Source organism: Sphingomonas sp. QA11 (assembly GCF_028473665.1).
Taxonomy (GTDB): Bacteria; Pseudomonadota; Alphaproteobacteria; order Sphingomonadales; family Sphingomonadaceae; genus Sphingomonas; species Sphingomonas phytovorans.
Genome location: NZ_CP098774.1, coordinates 4,599,244 through 4,617,574, shown reverse-complemented (window position 1 = coordinate 4,617,574; position 18,331 = coordinate 4,599,244). Strand labels below are relative to the sequence as shown.

General features: G+C 66.0%; 18 protein-coding genes. 9 read left to right on the top strand and 9 right to left on the bottom strand.

Features of this window, described 5'->3' with window-relative positions; translation table 11 throughout:
* Positions 1-102: 102 nt before the first annotated feature.
* Genes NDN01_RS21285 through NDN01_RS21260 form a run of 6 tightly spaced genes read left to right on the top strand, consistent with a single transcriptional unit; the run spans position 103 to position 5,827 of the window.
* Positions 103-327: a DUF6489 family protein gene (locus tag NDN01_RS21285; protein WP_272623912.1), complete on the top strand. Its 225-nt coding sequence runs from the start codon at positions 103-105 to the stop codon at positions 325-327.
* A gap of 9 nt (positions 328-336) precedes the next feature.
* Positions 337-1,617, top strand: a complete 1,281-nt coding sequence (mnmE, locus tag NDN01_RS21280) for a tRNA uridine-5-carboxymethylaminomethyl(34) synthesis GTPase MnmE (RefSeq protein WP_272623910.1) — start codon at positions 337-339, stop codon at positions 1,615-1,617.
* A gap of 55 nt (positions 1,618-1,672) precedes the next feature.
* A complete protein-coding gene (gene mnmG, locus NDN01_RS21275; protein WP_272623908.1) occupies positions 1,673-3,514 on the top strand; it encodes a tRNA uridine-5-carboxymethylaminomethyl(34) synthesis enzyme MnmG in 1,842 nt (613 codons plus the stop codon).
* A 59-nt stretch (positions 3,515-3,573) separates the two neighbouring features.
* A complete protein-coding gene (rsmG, locus tag NDN01_RS21270; protein ID WP_336298312.1) occupies positions 3,574-4,125 on the top strand; it encodes a 16S rRNA (guanine(527)-N(7))-methyltransferase RsmG in 552 nt (183 codons plus the stop codon).
* Positions 4,122-4,922 (top strand): ParA family protein, encoded by an 801-nt coding sequence (locus tag NDN01_RS21265; protein ID WP_272623904.1) that lies wholly within the window; start codon positions 4,122-4,124, stop codon positions 4,920-4,922. Before rsmG ends, NDN01_RS21265 begins: the two co-directional genes overlap by 4 nt.
* The gene (locus tag NDN01_RS21260) at positions 4,919-5,827 is read left to right on the top strand and encodes a ParB/RepB/Spo0J family partition protein (protein ID WP_272623903.1); all 909 of its coding nucleotides are present in this window, start codon (positions 4,919-4,921) and stop codon (positions 5,825-5,827) included. The genes NDN01_RS21265 and NDN01_RS21260 overlap by 4 nt, the downstream gene beginning before the upstream one ends.
* A gap of 40 nt (positions 5,828-5,867) precedes the next feature.
* Here NDN01_RS21260 and holA read toward each other — a convergent pair whose 3' ends face one another.
* From holA to NDN01_RS21240, 4 genes are read right to left on the bottom strand one after another with little or no spacing between them, the layout of a single operon-like run.
* Positions 5,868-6,881, bottom strand: a complete 1,014-nt coding sequence (holA, locus tag NDN01_RS21255) for a DNA polymerase III subunit delta (RefSeq protein ID WP_272623901.1) — start codon at positions 6,879-6,881, stop codon at positions 5,868-5,870.
* A 10-nt stretch (positions 6,882-6,891) separates the two neighbouring features.
* Positions 6,892-7,395: an LPS assembly lipoprotein LptE gene (gene lptE / locus NDN01_RS21250; protein ID WP_272623900.1), complete on the bottom strand. Its 504-nt coding sequence runs from the start codon at positions 7,393-7,395 to the stop codon at positions 6,892-6,894.
* The gene (gene leuS, locus NDN01_RS21245) at positions 7,392-9,917 is read right to left on the bottom strand and encodes a leucine--tRNA ligase (RefSeq protein WP_272623899.1); all 2,526 of its coding nucleotides are present in this window, start codon (positions 9,915-9,917) and stop codon (positions 7,392-7,394) included. Before leuS ends, lptE begins: the two co-directional genes overlap by 4 nt.
* Before the next feature lie 13 nt (positions 9,918-9,930).
* Positions 9,931-10,368: a DUF3576 domain-containing protein gene (locus NDN01_RS21240; protein WP_272623897.1), complete on the bottom strand. Its 438-nt coding sequence runs from the start codon at positions 10,366-10,368 to the stop codon at positions 9,931-9,933.
* Between the two features lie 225 nt (positions 10,369-10,593).
* Between NDN01_RS21240 and NDN01_RS21235 the strand changes: the two genes are divergently transcribed.
* Positions 10,594-11,301, top strand: coding sequence for a hypothetical protein (locus NDN01_RS21235; RefSeq protein WP_272623894.1), 708 nt, complete (start codon positions 10,594-10,596; stop codon positions 11,299-11,301).
* Here NDN01_RS21235 and NDN01_RS21230 read toward each other — a convergent pair.
* Positions 11,274-11,840: a thiamine phosphate synthase gene (locus tag NDN01_RS21230; protein ID WP_272623893.1), complete on the bottom strand. Its 567-nt coding sequence runs from the start codon at positions 11,838-11,840 to the stop codon at positions 11,274-11,276. The two genes, NDN01_RS21235 and NDN01_RS21230, sit on opposite strands and share 28 nt — an antisense overlap.
* A 22-nt stretch (positions 11,841-11,862) precedes the next feature.
* On the opposite strand from NDN01_RS21230, the gene NDN01_RS21225 reads away from it, so the two are divergent.
* Positions 11,863-12,531 (top strand): YggS family pyridoxal phosphate-dependent enzyme, encoded by a 669-nt coding sequence (locus tag NDN01_RS21225; RefSeq protein WP_272623892.1) that lies wholly within the window; start codon positions 11,863-11,865, stop codon positions 12,529-12,531.
* A complete protein-coding gene (locus tag NDN01_RS21220) occupies positions 12,528-13,190 on the top strand; it encodes an HAD family hydrolase (RefSeq protein ID WP_272623891.1) in 663 nt (220 codons plus the stop codon). Before NDN01_RS21225 ends, NDN01_RS21220 begins: the two co-directional genes overlap by 4 nt.
* A 49-nt stretch (positions 13,191-13,239) precedes the next feature.
* On the opposite strand, the gene ribA is transcribed toward NDN01_RS21220, so the two are convergent.
* From ribA to NDN01_RS21200, 4 genes are all read right to left on the bottom strand, one after another.
* The gene (gene ribA, locus NDN01_RS21215) at positions 13,240-14,298 is read right to left on the bottom strand and encodes a GTP cyclohydrolase II (protein ID WP_272623890.1); all 1,059 of its coding nucleotides are present in this window, start codon (positions 14,296-14,298) and stop codon (positions 13,240-13,242) included.
* The gene (locus tag NDN01_RS21210) at positions 14,295-15,077 is read right to left on the bottom strand and encodes an exodeoxyribonuclease III (RefSeq protein WP_443025262.1); all 783 of its coding nucleotides are present in this window, start codon (positions 15,075-15,077) and stop codon (positions 14,295-14,297) included. Before NDN01_RS21210 ends, ribA begins: the two co-directional genes overlap by 4 nt.
* Before the next feature lie 202 nt (positions 15,078-15,279).
* Positions 15,280-15,894 carry a LolA family protein gene (locus NDN01_RS21205; protein ID WP_272623888.1) on the bottom strand — a complete coding sequence of 205 codons (615 nt, stop codon included), beginning with the start codon at positions 15,892-15,894 and terminating at the stop codon, positions 15,280-15,282.
* A 67-nt stretch (positions 15,895-15,961) separates the two neighbouring features.
* Positions 15,962-18,256: a DNA translocase FtsK gene (locus NDN01_RS21200; protein ID WP_272623887.1), complete on the bottom strand. Its 2,295-nt coding sequence runs from the start codon at positions 18,254-18,256 to the stop codon at positions 15,962-15,964.
* Between the last annotated feature and the right edge of the window lie 75 nt (positions 18,257-18,331).

The window sequence follows — 18,331 nt, the reverse complement described above, 5'->3', positions numbered from 1 at the left end:
TTCCTGCGGCGCCAATGGGCGTTGCGATCAGGCCCGTGTAGCGCGCATATGTGACACAAGCTTATGCAGCGCGGCCGTCGCCCGCTCAAGCGGAGATGACCTATGAAGATCAATGTCGAAGTCGATTGCACCCCCGAGGAAGCGCGGCGCGTGATGGGGTTGCCCGATTTCACCCCGGTGCATGAGAAATATATCCAGGGCGTGCTGGGTGCGATGGATGGTGCGGTCGCCCCCGAGATGATCGAGAACATGATGAAGAGCTGGTCGCCGATGGGGGAGGCCGGCATGAACTTCTGGCGCAAGATGTTCGATACCTCGACCAAATAGCGTTTCCCCATGGATACGATCTTTGCGGTGTCGAGCGGTGCCCCACCGGCTGCCATCGCGATCGTCCGGCTCAGTGGGGACCGGGCGATTATCGCGGCGCGCATGCTTGCCGGCACGTTGCCCTCGCCTCGTCAGGCGGGATTGCGCGCCTTGCGGGACAAGGACGGCCTGCTGCTCGACCGAGCACTCGTTCTTGTCTTTACCGGTCCCGATAGCGCTACAGGGGAGGATCTGGTCGAACTGCATGTCCATGGTGGACGCGCGGTAGTGCACGCGGTCGAGGCGGCGCTCGCGATGCTGCCGGGGATGCGCCGGGCCGAGCCGGGCGAATTCACCCGGCGCGCGCTGACGAATGGACGGATCGATCTGACCGAGGCGGAGGGGCTGGGCGATCTGCTCGCGGCGGAAACCGAGGGGCAGCGCCGCGTCGCGCTGGCCATGGCCGAGGGCGCGGTGCGGCGCCGTGCGGAGCACTGGACCGACCGGCTGCTGGCGCTAGCCGCTCAGGTCGAGGCGCAACTCGATTTCGCTGAAGAGGATGAGGTCGACCAGGCGCCGCCATTGGGATTCGCGGCTGAGGCGAGGGAGCTTGCCGGAGAGATCGACGCGCTTCTGACGGTGCCGCCAGTGGAACGGCTTCGCGACGGGGTGCGCGTGGTGATCGCCGGTCCGCCCAATAGTGGCAAGTCGACGCTGCTTAACGCGCTGGCCGAACGCGATGCCGCGATCGTTTCGCCGATCTCGGGAACGACGCGCGACCGGATCGAGGCACCGGTGATCCGTGACGGGATCGCCTATGTGTTGACCGACACGGCAGGGCTGCTTGATGAGACAGCTGATCCGATCGAGCGGATCGGTATCACCCGAGCGGAAGAAGCCATCAGGACGGCCGACCTGATACTGTGGCTTGGAGATGATGAAGCGCCACAGCCCGAAGCGATCCGTGTGCATGCGCGCGCCGATATCGCCGAACGCGCGATCGTGCCGGCGGAGGCTGACCTCGTGCTGTCCGTGGCGACGGGGCAGGGCATGCATGAACTCTGGGCCGTGCTGGCCGAGCGTGCCCGCGCCATGTTGCCACGCGACGATGCGATCGCCGTCAATCGCCGCCAGCGCGGATTGCTGGCATTATGCGCTGACGGGCTGAAGGCCGCGGGGAATCAGGCGGACCTGATCATATTCGCCGAGGAACTCCGCCTGGCGATGAAGGCGCTGGATCAGCTCGTCGGCCGGAGCGATGTCGAAGCAATGCTCGACGCGTTGTTCACCCGCTTTTGCCTCGGTAAATAAACGTTCCACGTGGAACAGCTTTGACAGGCCGCTGTGGCAGACTTAGCGGGGCCCCATGGATTTCGATGTGATCGTGGTTGGCGGCGGCCATGCCGGCACCGAGGCTGCGGCCGCGGCGGCTCGGCGCGGCGCGCGCACGGCATTGGTCAGTTTCGACCCGGCGAAAATCGGTGCCATGTCGTGCAACCCGGCTATCGGGGGGCTCGGCAAAGGCCATTTGGTCCGAGAGGTCGATGCGTTCGATGGCCTGATCGCCCGTGCGGCCGATGCGGCGGGCATCCATTATCGCATGCTCAATCGCAGCAAGGGCGCGGCAGTGCAGGGGCCCAGAGTCCAGGCAGACCGACGGCTTTACGCTGCGGCGATCCAGCGGATGCTAGCCGCACAGCCGCGCCTGACGGTCGTTTCAGGCGAAGTCGCAGCGCTCTCGCTCGACCAGGCGGGGGCGATTGCCGGTGTCACGCTTGCCGATGGGGGTAGGTTAAACGCTCGTGCGGTGGTGCTGGCGACAGGTACTTTCCTGGGCGGCCGGATATTTTGCGGGGAGGAGCGGCTGACCGGCGGCCGGATCGGCGAGGCTGCGGCGTCGCTGCTGGCCGATCAGTTGCGTGATGCGCGCTTGCCGATGGCCCGGCTCAAGACAGGCACGCCGCCCCGCCTTGACGGACGGACCATCGACTGGAGCCGCCTTGCCGAGCAGCGTAGCGACAGCGAGCCTTGGACCATGTCGCCGATCACATCGGGCCGAAGCCTGCCTCAGCTCTTCTGCGGGATCACCCGCACGACCGAAGAAACCCATGGCATCATCCGCGCATCGCTCGACCGGTCGCCGCTATTCGGCGGTGCGATCGCCGGGCCGGGACCTCGCTATTGCCCGTCGATTGAGGACAAGATTCACCGTTTCGGCGACCGGGATGGTCACCAGATATTCCTCGAACCGGAGGGGCTGGATGATGCGACCATCTACCCCAATGGCATCTCGACCTCGTTGCCGGCGGATGTCCAGGCGGCGATGATCGCCTCGATCCCAGGGCTTGAGACGACGCGGATTATTACGCCGGGCTATGCGGTCGAATATGATCATATCGATCCGCGTGCGCTTGACCCGACATTGGAGGTTCGGGCGATGCGGGGGCTGTTCTGTTGCGGGCAGATCAATGGCACGACTGGCTATGAAGAAGCAGCCGGGCAGGGGCTGGTCGCCGGCCTTAACGCCGCGGCGATGGCGCTCGGCACCGATCCGATCATACTTGACCGGGCGACCAGCTATCTTGGCGTCATGATCGACGATCTGGTGCTTCAGGGCATTACTGAGCCCTATCGTATGCTGACGGCGCGGGCCGAATATCGATTGCGGCTTCGTGCCGACAATGCCGAGACCCGGCTTGGCCCTATCGCTGAAGCGTTGGGGTGTCTCGGATCTGAGCGTTCCCGGCGTCTGGCCGAACGCTCCGCGCAGCGTCGCGAGATCGAGGTCGAGCTTGCCCGGCAGCTACCGGCTGCCGTGGTGCTGGCGAACGGCGCCTCTGGGCCGCTCGACAGTCAGAAGCGGTCGGGCGCTGAATGGCTGCGTTTTGCCGGAGTGGGAATCGACCATGTCGCGCCAGGATTGGCAGCGAAATATGATCTATCGCTCGTGGCGGAGATGGCTGAGGATGCCCGCTATGCGCCCTATCTGCGGCGCCAGGACGAGGAAGTAGCGCAACTCCGCGCGAATGATTCGATCACGCTGCACGATGATCTGGACTATGCCGCGATTCCGGGTCTCTCGACCGAAATGGTCGAGAAACTGGCTCGAGTGCGTCCGGCCACGCTAGGAGGGGCGGGCCGGATTCGCGGCATTACGCCCGCGGCATTGACCGCAATTCTGCTCCACGCCCGGCGGCGGGCTGCATGACCGAGGACGATGCCAGGGGGTGGATTCGCGAACGTTTCGGCGCGAAAGGTGAGGGGCGTATGGCTGAATTCGCCCGGCTCCTTATCGATGAATCCGCCCGCCAGAACCTGATTGCACCCTCGACGCTCGATTCAATCTGGTCGCGCCATATTGTCGATTCGGCTCAATTGATCGGCCTCGCGGCGGAGAATGAGGGTGACTGGCTCGATATCGGGAGCGGCGCGGGCTTTCCCGGCCTTGTCGTGGCGACGTTGACCGAGCGGCGTACCGTGCTGGTCGAACCGCGCAAACGGCGAGTCGAATTCCTTCACGCGGCGGCCGAAGCGCTGGGCATCGCAAATCGCGTGTCAGTTATGGCCGGCAAGGTGGAATCGGTTAGCGAGCCAGTGGCGGTGATCTCCGCCCGGGCCGTCGCACAGCTCAATGCGTTGCTCGCATCAGCGGTTCAATGTAGCCGTCGCAAGACGTTATGGATTCTCCCAAAGGGACGAACCGCGCGCGAAGAGGTGGCGGTCGCCGAGCAGACATGGCATGGTGTGTTTCACGTGGAACAGAGCATCACCGATCCCGAATCTCTCATCGTCCTCGCCAAAGGGGTGTCACGCCGATGAATGTCATTGCCATCGCGAACCAGAAGGGTGGAGTGGGCAAGACCACCACCGCGATCAATCTGGGCACCGCGCTTGCCGCGACGGGATCGCGCGTGCTGATCATCGATCTCGACCCGCAGGGCAACGCGTCGACCGGCCTCGGCATCAATCGCGCCGAGCGGGAGAAATCGAGCTACGATATCCTCCTTGGGGAGATGGCGGTCGCTGACGCAGCGATTCCCACCTGCGTGCCCAAGCTTGAGATCGTGCCAGCGACGGTCGACCTCTCGGGTGCCGAGATCGAACTGGTCGACTATGAGGAGCGTACCCACCGTCTGAACCGGGCGCTCGCGCGCTCCGACGAGCGCTGGGACGTGGTGCTGATCGATTGCCCGCCGTCGCTTGGGCTGCTGACGCTCAACGCTATGGTCGCCGCCAATTCGCTGCTCGTGCCGCTGCAGTGCGAATTCTTCGCGCTTGAGGGTCTCAGCCAGTTGCTGAATACGGTCGAGCGCATTCGCGAGCGCTTCAATCCTGGTCTCTCGATTCTCGGCGTCGCCCTGACGATGTATGATCGCCGCAATCGACTGACCGATCAGGTCTCGGCCGATGTTCGCGCCGTGCTTGGCCGCGTTGTCTTCGACACGGTCATCCCGCGCAATGTCCGGCTGTCAGAAGCGCCCAGTCACGGCCTGCCCGCGCTGATCTACGATTATCGCTGCGCCGGCTCGGAAGCCTATATCGCGCTGGCGCGGGAATTGATTGTCCGCCTGCCGACCAGACCAGCCCCCCAAGAAGCTGTCACCAGGGCCGCATGACCGACCAAGCCGCTGATCAGACGCCAAACCCACGGCCCAAGCCCCGCTCAGGCCTTGGCCGCGGCCTCAATGCCCTGATGGGGGACATTGCCCGCGAAGAACCAGTCGCCGGCGGTGAATCCCTGTCGACCGGTGTGCGCACGCTGCCGGTCGGATCACTGACGCCGCATCCTGGCCAGCCGCGCCGCCATTTCAGCGAAGCGGCGCTGGAGGAACTGGCTGAGTCGATCGCTGCGCGCGGCCTGATCCAGCCGATCGTCGTGCGGCCGCATGGCAAGGGATATCAGATCGTCGCCGGCGAGCGTCGCTGGCGTGCGGCGCAGCGGGCACGACTGCATGAAGTGCCGGTGATCGTCCGCGAGTTCGATGATGCCGAGACGCTTGAGATCGCGCTGGTGGAGAATATCCAGCGCCAGGACCTCAACGCGATCGAAGAGGCGGAAGCCTATCATCGGCTGATCGAGGACTATGGCCACACCCAGGAGGCGCTGGGCAAGCTGGTCCATAAGTCGCGCAGCCATATCGCCAATCTGTTACGCCTGCTCGACCTGCCCAAGATGGTGCAGGACAAGGTGGTCGAGGGTGAGCTCAGCATGGGCCATGCTCGCGCGCTGATCGGCGCGCCCGATATCGAGCAGCTTGCCTATCAGGTTGTCGCGAAGGGCTTGTCGGTGCGCGACACCGAGCGGCTCGCGCGCGAGGCCAAGCCGGAGGCGGCACGGATCCGCAGCGGAGATACCGGCCGGGATGCGGATCTCGCCGCGCTTGAACATCATCTCGCTGATCTGCTCGGCCTCGCGGTGCGGATCGCGCATGGCCCCAAGGGCGGCTCGCTAACCTTGTCCTATTCGACGCTCGATCAGCTCGACATGGTTTGCCAGCGCCTGACCGGCGAGCGAATCTAGCCAGTAATCTATTGATATTAAAGGTGGATTGGTCGGCAGCCTAACGCTGCCGGGCAGCCATTCGGGCGACCGCCACGATCGCTGACTGGGCGAGGACCGTCCCGGCTGTCGCCGAGCTCATGATCGCTCGCTCGGCAAGCCGCGCGCGCTGGATCGCCTCGTTGATCCTGGGGGCAGACCAGGTACGCAGCGCCCGCCCGGTCGAGGCGCGCTCCCGGAAAAAGACTCTTTCGATCACCGTCCCGGGGCTAGCGCCGGCATCGATCTCGGCCTGAAGCTCCGCAAGCGTCATCAGGCGCCGGACGAGCTGGCGCAGCACCGGAATCGGCGACACGCCCGCTTCCTCAAGCCGGGCGAGCTCGCCACCCAGAGAATCGGGACGGCCGTCGATCGCGGCGTCGATCGCGCGGCTCATCTCGGAATCGCCCAGGTCGGCGCCGACATCGTCGAGCGCCGAATCGTCCAGCTCCCGCGGCCGTTCTGGCGAGGCGTCGAGATACAGCGCCAGCTTTTCAAGCTCGCGCGTCATCACCGCTCGGTCGCCCCCCGTGGCATTGGCGAGCCGTGCCGCAGTGTCCCCGGTGGTGCGCAGGCCCTGTTCGCGGGCGATGGCGGTGGCGAGCTTCTCGGCATCGCCGCCCTCGGGCAGATAGCAGGCGAAGCTCATCGCGCGGGAGGCGCCAAGCGCCAGCTTCACCGCCTTTGAGGTCGCCTTGAGCGAGGGTGCGATCGCGACGACGGGATTGCCCGCACGCTCGGCATCAAGCAGCAGGGTGAAGGCCTCGAGACACTCGTCGCCCGCGCCGCTGATCCTGATATGGCGCGCGCTGCCGAACAGCGACATCGACGCAGCTTCGTCGGCGAGCCGGCCGGGATTCGATTTGAGCGTCGAGGATTCGAGATCTACTCGCTCCGCATCGGGCCCCATCGTCCGCGCCAGCCGCGCCGCAATCTCCTGCGCGCCCGATTCGTCGGGGCCGTGGAGAAGATAAAGTCGGATATCGGGGTTCGCCGCGTCGATCGCGGCGCGAATCTGATTGGCGTTGGCTTTCACAGCCAGGGGCTCATTTCGCCGATGCGGCCGTCCGCTGCGCATACAGCGCGACACGCGAAACGATCTGGTCGGCGACGATTTCCGACAGTCGCTCAAGCGCCGTGTTTTCGGCCGCGATCGTTCCATATTCGGAATTGACCACGTCGAGCCCGGCGTCCGACCCGGCGGTTGCGTCAAGCAATACGGTACCCTTCGACAGGTCGATCAGCTGATAGCGGGCGCGAAGCGTCCGCCGCTCGCGCGAGACGCTGTCGTCGCTCCGCACGCCGAGGCCGATGATCTGGTCGTCCAGCTTGACCTCAAGCCGGTAGAGCGGCGCACCGCTCGCGCCGAATCGATCCTTCAACGCGTTGGCCATCAGCCAGCCAGCCTTGCCTTCGATCGGCCCGACCTCGACCCTGGTCAGCGTCGTCGCCACGGTGCCCGATCCACCGCCTGAATAGAGGGGATGCAGCCCGCATCCCGCCAGTGCCGGCATCAGCGCAAGGGCGGCGATCAGCGGGAGATGCTTCATGCGACGATGTTCACGAGACGGTCGGGCACGACGATGACCTTTTTGGGAGCGGCGCCGTCAAGGATACGCTGCACATTGGCATTGGCCAAGGCGATCGTCTCCATTGCTTCGCGCGGGGTGCCCTTGGCGACCGTCACGGTGTCGCGCAGCTTGCCGTTGACCTGAATCGCGATGGTCGCCTCGTCTTCGACCAGCAGGGCAGGGTCTACCTCGGGCCAGGCCGCGTCGGCGATCAGGCCATCGCCGCCATTGGCCGCCCAGGCTTCCTCGGCAAGATGAGGCGCCATCGGCGACACGAGCCGCATCAGCGTGCGGATCGCGTCGACGCGCGAGGCGGAGGACCCGGCGCGTTCGATCGCGTTGACCAGCTCGTACAGCTTGGCGACGGCCTTGTTGAACGACAGCGCCTCGATATCGGCTGCGATGCCGGCGATGGTCTGGTGAGTCTTGCGGTCGAGCGTCGCGTCGCGGGCATCGCTCGGCTCGGCCTCGGCCAGCCCGTCGAACAGCCGCCACAGCCGCTGGATGAAGCGCCAGCATCCCTCGATGCCCGCTTCGCTCCACGGCAGGTCGCGCTCGGGCGGGCTGTCGGAAAGCATGAACCAGCGTACCGCGTCGGCGCCATACTGGTCGACGATGCCGGTCGGATCGACGGTGTTCTTCTTCGACTTCGACATCTTCTCCACGCGGCCGATCGCCACCGGGGCGCCATCGGCCTTCAGCGTCGCTTTGCCGCTGCCGAGGATGACGTCATCGGGCCCGTACCAGACACGCTCACTGCCTTCGCCGCGCGAATAGGTCTCGTGCGTGACCATGCCCTGGGTGAACAGCCCGGCAAAGGGCTCGGCCACGTCGAGCATGCCGATATGGCGCAGTGCCCGGGTCCAGAAGCGCGCATAGAGCAGGTGGAGGATCGCATGCTCCACGCCGCCGATATATTGCGCGACCGGCAGCCACTTCTCGGCCACGGTGCGGTCGAACGGCGCATTGCCCGGCTGGCTGGCGAAGCGAATGAAATACCAGGAGGAATCGACGAAGGTGTCGAGTGTGTCGGTCTCGCGCCGCGCCGCGCCACCGCAGCTCGGGCAGTCGACATGCTTCCAGGTCGGATGGCGATCCAGCGGGTTGCCGGGGATGTCGAAGCTGACATCCTCGGGCAGCACCACCGGCAACTGGTCCCGCGGCACCGGCACCGCGCCGCACGCGTCGCAATGGATGATCGGGATCGGCGTGCCCCAATAGCGCTGGCGGGAGACGCCCCAGTCGCGCAGGCGGAACACGGTCGATCCCGTGCCCCAGTCTTCTTCCTCCGCGCGGCGGATCACGGTGCGCTTGGCATCCTCGACATCCATCCCGTCGAGGAAGTGCGAATTCACCAGGGTACCGGGCCCGGTATAGGCCTCGTTGCCCGTGAAGAGCGGATCGGTGACGTCGCCGTCGGAAACGACCCGACGCACCGGCAGATCATATTTGCGGGCGAAATCGAGATCGCGCTGGTCGTGCGCCGGCACGCCGAACACGGCACCGGTGCCATAGTCCATCAGCACGAAATTCGCGATATAGACCGGAAGTTTCCATTCCGAATCAAAGGGATGTGCCGCTCGGAGCCCGGTATCGAAGCCGAACTTCTCCTGAGTCTCGATCTCGGCTGCGGTGGTGCCGCCGCGCTTGCACAGCTCGATGAACTCGGCCGCCGCCGGATCATGCTCCGCCAACGCGCGCGCGATCGGATGGTCCGCCGCGACCGCGACGAAGCTCGATCCGAAGATCGTGTCGGGCCGGGTGGTGAACACCTCGACCTCTTCCCCGTCCGAAAGCTTGAAGCGGAAGGTCAGGCCCTGGCTCTTGCCGATCCAGTTCTCCTGCATCAGCTTCACCTTGCCGGGCCAATGCTCAAGGCTGTCCAGGCCCTCAAGCAGTTCGTCGGCGAAATCAGTGATCTTGAGAAACCACTGGCTGAGCTTGCGCCGTTCGACCAGCGCGTTGGATCGCCAGCCGCGGCCATCGATCACCTGCTCATTGGCGAGCACGGTCATGTCGACCGGATCCCAGTTGACCGAGGATTCTTTGCGATAGACCAGGCCCGAAGCGAACAGGTCGAGGAACAGCGCCTGTTCGTGCCCGTAATAATCGGGCTCGCAGGTAGCGAGCTCGCGCGTCCAGTCGAGCGCGAAACCGAGGCGCTTCAGCTGCGCCTTCATCGTCGCGATATTGGCGCGGGTCCAGCCGCCCGGATGAACGCCCTTTTCCATGGCGGCATTCTCGGCGGGCATGCCGAAGGCGTCCCAGCCCATCGGATGAAGCACCTCATGGCCCGTCATCCGGCGATAGCGCGCGAGCACGTCGCCCATCGTGTAGTTGCGGACATGGCCGATATGAATCCGCCCTGACGGGTACGGAAACATTTCGAGCACATAGGTGCGGGGCTTGGCCGAATCGTCGCGCGCGGCAAAGGTGCGGCGCTCGTCCCACACCGCCTGCCATGCCGCGTCCGCCTTCAGCGCGTTGAAGCGTGACGCCATATGTCGACCGCCTTTAGTTGGCGATGGCGGTACGGCGCAGGTCGCGTGCGCGCGTCAGGATGATGTCCTCGAGCTTCTGCACGGTCGCCGCCGCGACCGGCGATGCGACCCATTGCCCGCCCTGGTTCACCTCGCGCAGCGCGGCGACGCGCAGGCCGTCGGCGCGCAGATCCTGGTCGAGGATCGTCACGGTCACCTTCATCCGCTCGGTCGGGGCGGCGGGGTTCACATACCAGTCGGTCACGATCACGCCGCCGTTCGAATCGGTCTGAAGCAGCGGCATGAAGCTCAGCGTGTCGAGGCTGGCGCGCCAGAGATAGGAGTTCACGCCGATGGTGGTCACCTTGGCGGCGGCCAGATCGGGGGTGGCGCGGTCCTTGCCGCGATGGCCGCAGGCCATGAGCGGGAGGGCAAGCGAAACCACAATCGCGGTACGCAAAAGGCGGTTCATCGGCGGTTTCCTGGACGGTTTCATGAGATCTCGGGCATCTATAGATGGTCTCGCGCCTGCCGCAAGCGCGGCGCACGCGCGCGGCCTGTGTGCCGCGGGCAACACTTCGGGGGAAAATGCGTCAAGACAGTGGCAGGGCCGGATCGAATCGTGATAGGCGCGAATTGGAGTGAAGTGCCGAATCCAGGCACTGCTAAGGGGTCGCACGTGTTTTCAGGGCGTTGGATGTCAGGAATCGGAGTGGGGGCGCTGGTCGCCGCCGGCTTCGCCATGGCACCGGCGACCGGCGCACCCGGCGAGTCGCGGCTGACGGCAAAGCGCGCGCCGCTGGACATTGGCGATATCAGTTCCTTCACCCCGGCTGCTGCCGACCCGAAGCTCGCGGCGGTCTTCGCGCGGAGCGGGCTCGACACCAGCAGCTTCCGCTTCACGCCAACCGAAACGCGGCATAGCGGCAATCGCGCGGTCACCGTCGCGGTCCGCGCGCGTTCCACGCGCACCGCGCTCGCCGCCGAGCGTGGCAGGTCGCTCATCGATATGCCGTCCTCGGTCAGCATCGCGCCGATCGCCTATAATCTGGGCGTCGCGGTCGGCTGGCGCCGTTTCGCGCTGTCGGGCGATGTCGCCAAGGTCGATCTCGCCGGGCTGCCGGGCAGCCGCGAGGCGGTCGATGTCGGTGTCAGCTATTCCGGGCAGCGGTTCACCGGCCGGGTGAAGGCGGTGGCGGATCGCCCGCTGGCGGGCGCGCCGAAGCTGGTCGAGGAGGCTCCGGCCTATTCGCTTGACGTCGGCGGCTCCTATCGCCTGACCCGCAACCTCGATGTGACCGCGGGAATCCGGTACAAGGCGGAGCGCGACTATCGTCTCCAGCCAGCGCCCGACGATCGCCGCGACAGCCAGGCAGTCTATATCGGAACCGCTTTCCGCTTCTGATCCGGCAGCCAGGCGTCGATCGCCGCCCAGCCATGAAACCCAAGTCCTCGTAGTTTCCTGAATCGCGCCGCGTTCATCCCGCCCAGAGCGATGACAGGGATATCAAGGGCCTGCCCGATTGCAGCGGCACGGACTGGACCAAGCGTTCCCGCGACCGGATGCGAACGAGTCGGATAGAGGGGCGAGACGAACAGGGCATCGGCACCGGCGCGCTTGCCCGCCACTGCTTCCTTGCGCGAATGCGCCGCCCAGGTGCGGATGCCGCCCGGTCGGAGCGTGCCGCGCCCATGCGTACCTGCTTCCTTCGCCAGCGGCACCGGTCCGGCGCGGACGAGTATCAACCGCTTGCGTCGCGCCATCCGTGCGACCTGGGCGAATAATGCCCGGCGTTTTCCCGGCTCGGTCGAATAGTGGCGAAACACGATGCCGGCGCCGCGTGGCAGGGAATCGATCGCGCGCCAGAGGCCGTCGCCGATCCGCTCGTCGGTCATCAGCCACAGCGTCGGAATCGGCGGGCGCTTGGGGTGGCGGTGCGGCACGGCCCTGCCTATAGCGCTGCCGATGCAGCCCGACGACCCCGAGACCCGTCTCACGACAGCGCGCGAGGCGATTGCCCATGCCGCACGCCTTGCCGGCCGGAAGGCCGAAGCGGTCACCCTGATCGCGATATCGAAGACAAAAGACGCCGACGAGATCGAGCCTCTGCTCGCCGCCGGTCAGCGCGTGTTCGGCGAGAATCGCGTGCAGGAAGCCCAGGCGAAATGGCCGGCGCTGCGGGAGGCATGGCCCGATGCGGTGCTGCACCTGGTCGGCCAGCTCCAGTCCAACAAGGCGGAAGAAGCGGTGGCGCTGTTCGACGCCATCCATTCGGTCGACCGGCCCTCGCTGATCGCGGCGCTCGCGCGGGCGATGGAACGGCAGAACCGGCGGCCCGATTGCTTTCTCCAGGTCAATATCGGGGACGAGGAGCAGAAGGGCGGCTGCGCGATCGACGCGCTGCCGGATCTGCTCGCCGAGGCCCGCGCGGCGGGAGTGCCGGTTGCCGGGCTGATGGCGGTACCACCGGCCGAGGTGGAGCCGGCGCCCTATTTCGCGCTGCTGGCGAAGCTCGCGCGCGACAATGGCGTTGCGGGGCTCAGCATCGGCATGTCGGGCGATTACGAGACGGCGGTGACGCTCGGTGCCACCCATGTCCGTATCGGTACCGCGCTGTTCGGTGCACGCCGATGAGGTTCGAGGCCATCATCTTCGATTTCGATGGTGTGCTGCTCGACAGCGAATATGCCGGCAACAAGCAGATCGCCGACTATCTGACCGGCGTCGGCCATCCGACCACGCCCGAAGAATCCATGACGAACTTCATGGGTCTGGCCGGCGCCGATTTCCTCGCGGCGATCGAGCGCTGGATCGGGCGGATGCTGCCGGATGATTTCCATGTCGCCCGCCAGGCCGAGGACGACCGGGCGATGCGCGAGGGGCTCGACGCGATCGCGGGGGCCATCGCCTTCGTTCGGAGCCTGCCCGCCGATTTCCCACGCGCGATCGCGTCGTCGAGTCCCACCCGCTGGATCGAGCGTCACCTCGATCATCTCGGCATCCGCGACGCGTTCGGCGACAAGATCTTTTCCGGCCGCGACCATGTCGTGCGCGGCAAGCCGGCGCCCGATCTCTATCTCCACGCCGCCGCCGCGCTCGGCGTCGATATCGGGCGCTGCGTGATCCTGGAGGATTCGCCCGTCGGAGTGACCGGCGCGGTCGCCTCGGGTGCTTATGTCATCGGTTATTGCGGCGGCCGCCATTGCGGGCCGGATCATGCCGCTACGCTGAGAGCGCTGGGCGTGCAGGAGATCGCTGGCAATTTCGACGAGGTCGCCCGGCTGATAGCCTAGAATTGCTTTCGATCGTTCCAAATCTGGCCCGAGGGCTACCTGGCTACCCCTAGAATTGGTGCCCGGTGCGGTCGCGCTTGGTCGCCAAGTAACGTTCGTTGTGCGGGTTTGCCGGCAGGATGTGCGACACGCGCTCGATCACCTTGATGCCCGCCCCTTCGAGCTGTGCCACCTTCTCCGGATTGTTCGTCAGCAGCCGTACCGATCGCTGACCGAGCAGGTCGAGCATTCGCGCCGCGACCGCGAAATTGCGTGAATCGACCGCGAAGCCAAGCCGCGTATTGGCGTCGACCGTATCGAATCCCTGGTCCTGCAGCGCATAGGCGCGCAGCTTGTTGATCAGCCCGATCCCGCGCCCTTCCTGCCGTAGATAGAGCAATATGCCCCATCCGCTGGCGGAGATGGCACGGATCGCGGCGTCGAGCTGCGGCCCGCAATCGCATTTGAGGCTGCCGAGCACGTCGCCGGTGAGGCATTCGCTGTGCAGGCGGACCAGTGGCGGCTGTCCGTTGGGCGCGCCGATCAGCAGCGCGACATGCTCCCCGGGCATTTCCGGGGTACGGAAAGCGACGATCTCGGTATCTTCAGCACCCGAAACCGGCAGGCGAGCGCGCGTCGCGATGGTCAGCCGGGCGGCATCTTCATGTGCATTGATATCGGCCGGGGTGAGCGTCACGTCGACGGTCGCGGCGGCGCCGGCGAAAAAGGCGGGCAGCACCCCGCCGATCCGGGCGAGTCGAAGCGCCGCGGCCGCTGCCTCCGGTGCCGCCACCGGAATCGCGCGGAACGGGCCCTTCAGCGGCGTCTGCAGATCGAACTGGGGATCAGCGAGCGCTGTCGCGGCCGCGAAATCGAGCCAGGGCGCCCGCTCCACCATCACGGGCGAATCGGGGGCCGCGGCGTCGCGCTGGTTGGCGAGCTTCAGGGTCGCGGCACGGCCCGAGGTCAGCAGGACCGAAGCCTGGCCCTCCGGATCGAACGCAGCCAGCCGTTCGGGATCGGTCGTCTCGATGGGAAGCAAGGCGAGGGTGCCGTCCGCCCCCGCGATCGCGATCGGCCAGCCCCGCCGCAGCGCGTCGATCGCGTTCGCCGTCGTGCGCGCGCTCACAGGGCGAACTCGGTCATGATCGGGACATGGTCGGACGGTTTCAGCCAACTCCGGCAATCTTCGAACACCTTGTGGCTGGTGGCTGTCTTCGCGACGTCGGCGGTCGCCCACATATGGTCGAGCCGGCGCCCGCGATCGGACGCGAGCCAGTCCTTTGCCCGATAGCTCCACCAGGTGAACAGCCGCTCGGGTGCCGGCACGAAATGCCGGCCGAGATCGACCCAGTCGTTCGATGTGCGCAGGCCGTCGAGCGCGGCGACCTCGATCGGCGTGTGGCTCACCACGTCGAGCAGCTGCTTGTGGCTCCACACATCGGATTCGAGCGGGGCGATGTTGAAGTCGCCGACCAGGATCGACGGGACGGTCAGCCCGGCTGACCAGTGAGTCATGCGCTCGACGAAATCGAGCTTCTGGCCGAATTTTGGATTCACCTCGCGATTCGGCACGTCACCGCCGGCGGGCACATAGACATTCTCCAGTCGCACCCCGTTTTCGAGTCGCACGCCGACATGCCGTGCCTCGCGATTGGCCTGCCAGTCGAACCGGTCGTCCTCGACCAGCGGCACCCGGCTGATGATCGCCACGCCGTGGTGCATGCGTTGCCCGTGCAGGATGATGTGCTTGTACCCCAGCGCGCGGAATGGCGCGGTGGGGAAGTCCCCGTCGATGACCTTGGTTTCCTGAAGGCACAAGATGTCGGGCGACACCTCGCGCAGGAAACGTTCGACGATTTCGATACGGAACCGTACCGAGTTAATGTTCCAGGAAACGATCTTCAGCGTCATCAAGGCGATGTAGCGGGGGGAATCAGTGCCGACAAGGAAAGGCCCTCGCTCCGGGGGCATGGAGCGAGGGCCGACCTAGCGTTCGTCACGCAGGCGGGAAATGGGCCGTTCGAGCAACAGGGGGAAAATCCCGATCCGCCCCACATCCGCAATGTCTTTCTAGGGGGACTAACCTGTCGCCACTATGAACGAAGGATCAGTTTCGCCCCAAAGTCCGTCGCGGGTCGTTCCAATTGAACGTCCTGTCGCTCACGGCTGCGTTGAATTGCTGATTCGACAGTCGGATCGTCGTTCTGTTGTTCTGGGAATCAAGGGCGACCCAGCCTTGCAGCATCAGTCCGCCAGGCGCGCTCTCGTCGCGGATGAAGACAAGGGTGATCCGGCCATATTCGGGATGCTTGGGGTCGTTCGCCTCGACCGAGATGATCCGCGGGTCGGATCCCGGCACGACCTTGGCGAACCGCGTCATGTCCTTGGAGGGGTCGAGCAGCACGCTGAGCGGCGAATTGCCGATCGGCCAGCGCTGCACCTGCTTCACCGAATAATCGATGAAGGTCAGCGCCTTGCCGTCACCGACGATCAGGATCGGCACGCCCTTCTCATATTGGAAGCGAATCTTGCCGGGCTTTTTCAGGGTCAGCGTGCCGGTCAGCACCTTGCCGGCACGATCGGTCTGGCTGAACGATGCGGTCAGGCTCTGCACTGACTGGAGATGGCTCTGGACGAGCGCGAGATCGCCGGTGGCCGGTGCCGCCGCGACCAGTGCTGGAACGGCGAGCGCCCCGAGCACGGACAGATTGCGAAGGATCACGATATTCTCCCGAGACAGGTTCCGGGCGCTAGGCGCGCCGGGTTGAACCCCTTCTGAACCGTAAACCTTACAACGGGTTCCCGTCGCGGTCGCGCAGCACGTCGCGCCGTCCGACATGGTCAGGCCGGCTCACGACGCCGTCCTTCTCCATCCGCTCGATCAGCCGCGCCGCCGAATTATAGCCGATTCGGAGCTGGCGCTGGAGCCAGGAGGTCGAGGCCTTCTGGCTTTCGACGACGAGCTGGATCGCCGATCGATATTGCTGGTCCTCGGCCGAATCCTCGCCGTCCGGCGCGCCGTCGAGCGCGAAGCCATCCTCGGGCTCTTCGGTGACTGACTGGATATAGTCGGGCCGGCCCTGGGCGCGCCAGTGATCGGCGACCGCGCGCACTTCGTCGTCGCTGACGAACGGCCCATGGACACGGACGATGCCCTTGCCGCCGGGCATGTAAAGCATGTCGCCCTTGCCCAGCAGCTGCTCCGCGCCCTGCTCGCCGAGAATCGTGCGCGAATCGATCTTCGAGGTGACGTGGAAGCTGATCCGAGTCGGCAGGTTCGCCTTGATCACGCCGGTGATGACGTCGACCGAGGGGCGCTGAGTCGCCATGATCAGGTGGATGCCCGCCGCGCGCGCCTTTTGCGCGAGCCGCTGGATCAGGAACTCGACTTCCTTGCCGGCGGTCATCATCAAGTCGGCGAGTTCGTCGACGATCACCACGATCTGCGGCAGGGGCTGGAAGTCGAGCGTCTCCTCCTCATAGACAGGCTGGCCGGTCTCGGCATCATAGCCGGTCTGCACGCGGCGGCCGAGCGGCTGGCCCTTCTGCCGCGCCGCGCGCACCTTCTCGTTGAAGCTGGCCAGGCTGCGCACCCCGACGGAGGACATCATGCGATAGCGTTCCTCCATCTGCTCGACCGCCCATTTCAGCGCGCGCACCGCCTTGGCGGGGTCGGTCACGACCGGGGAGAGCAGGTGGGGAATATCCTCGTACATGCTCAGTTCGAGCATCTTGGGATCGATCATGATCATCCGGCACTGGTCGGGCCGCAGTCGGTAGAGCAGCGACAGGATCATGCAGTTGAGGCCGACCGACTTGCCTGAACCGGTCGTGCCGGCGACGAGCAGATGGGGCATCGGCGCCAGATCGGCGATGACCGGGTCGCCAGCGATGTTCTTGCCCAGCACCAGCGGTAGCGAGGCCGACTGGTCGTCGAAGCTCTGCGACCCGATCAGCTCGTGCAGCCCGACCGTCTCGCGACGCACATTGGGCAGCTCGATGCCGATCACGGTGCGCCCCGGGATGGTCGCGACGCGCGCCGAGATGGCCGACATGTTGCGCGCGATATCGTCGGCGAGCTGGATCACCCGGCTCGCCTTGATCCCCGATGCCGGCTCGAGCTCGTACATCGTCACCACCGGGCCGGGCCGGATGTTGATGATCTGGCCCTTGACGTGGAAATCGTCGAGCACCGATTCGAGCAGCCGGGCATTGCGCTCAAGCGCTGCCTTGTCGACTGGCCCGCCCGGGGCGGGTGGCGCGGGTTTCAGCAGGTCGAGCGGGGGAAGCTGCGAATTGTCACCCAGGTCGAACGACGCCTGTTTGGCCTTTGGCTTGGCGACGGACGGCGCGAGCGTGCGTTCGGCAATGACCGGGCCGGGCCGCGAATCGGGGGTCGCCAATGCGCGCGGGGTGGGCTTTCGCGCCGGTTCGGGGGCGAATACCTCCTGTTCGGGCGTGCGCCGTTCCGCCTTTGCCGGCCGGGGCCTGGGCAGGCGGCGCGGCCTGTCGCCGATATCGATGACGAAGCTCAGCGCCCAGACGCCGGCGCCCGCCAGGCCGGTGAGAACCGCGACGCCGCGCACCGTCCACAGCCGGATGGCCGCGTCGCCGATGAAGCCCGTCGCCCAGCGCAGCAGGTCGGCGACCGTCATGCCGACCATGCCGCCATAGCCCGCCGGTAGCCAGTGCACGGCCGAACCGCGGATTAGGGCGCCGGTCGTGCCCATCAGCGCGATGCCGCCCAGCGCCGCGATGAGCATCAGTCGCCAGCGCCCGACCGGCACGTCGTTCCACAGGCGCAGCGCGATCATCAGGGCGGTGAACAGCACCAGGCCGACCGGCAGGCCGAACAGCGCGAACAGCAGGTCGGCGGTCCACGCGCCCGGCGTCCCCAGCCAGTTCTCCGCTGGCCCGCCTGACGCGGTGTTCAGCGAGGGATCGCCCGGATGATAGGTGACGAGCGCGATCAGCACGAGGATCGCGGCGGCGACGATCGCGATCGCGCCGATCAGTGCGCCGCTGCGCGCGGCGCCCGCCTTCACCGTCTCGCGCCACAAGGGCGGCTGCGCCCGGCTAGCCATGATCTGGTCCTTGATTGTTCGCTGTCTGTACGCGCGGAATCATCGCTCCTGGCGAGTCCGGCGTCAAGGCGGACG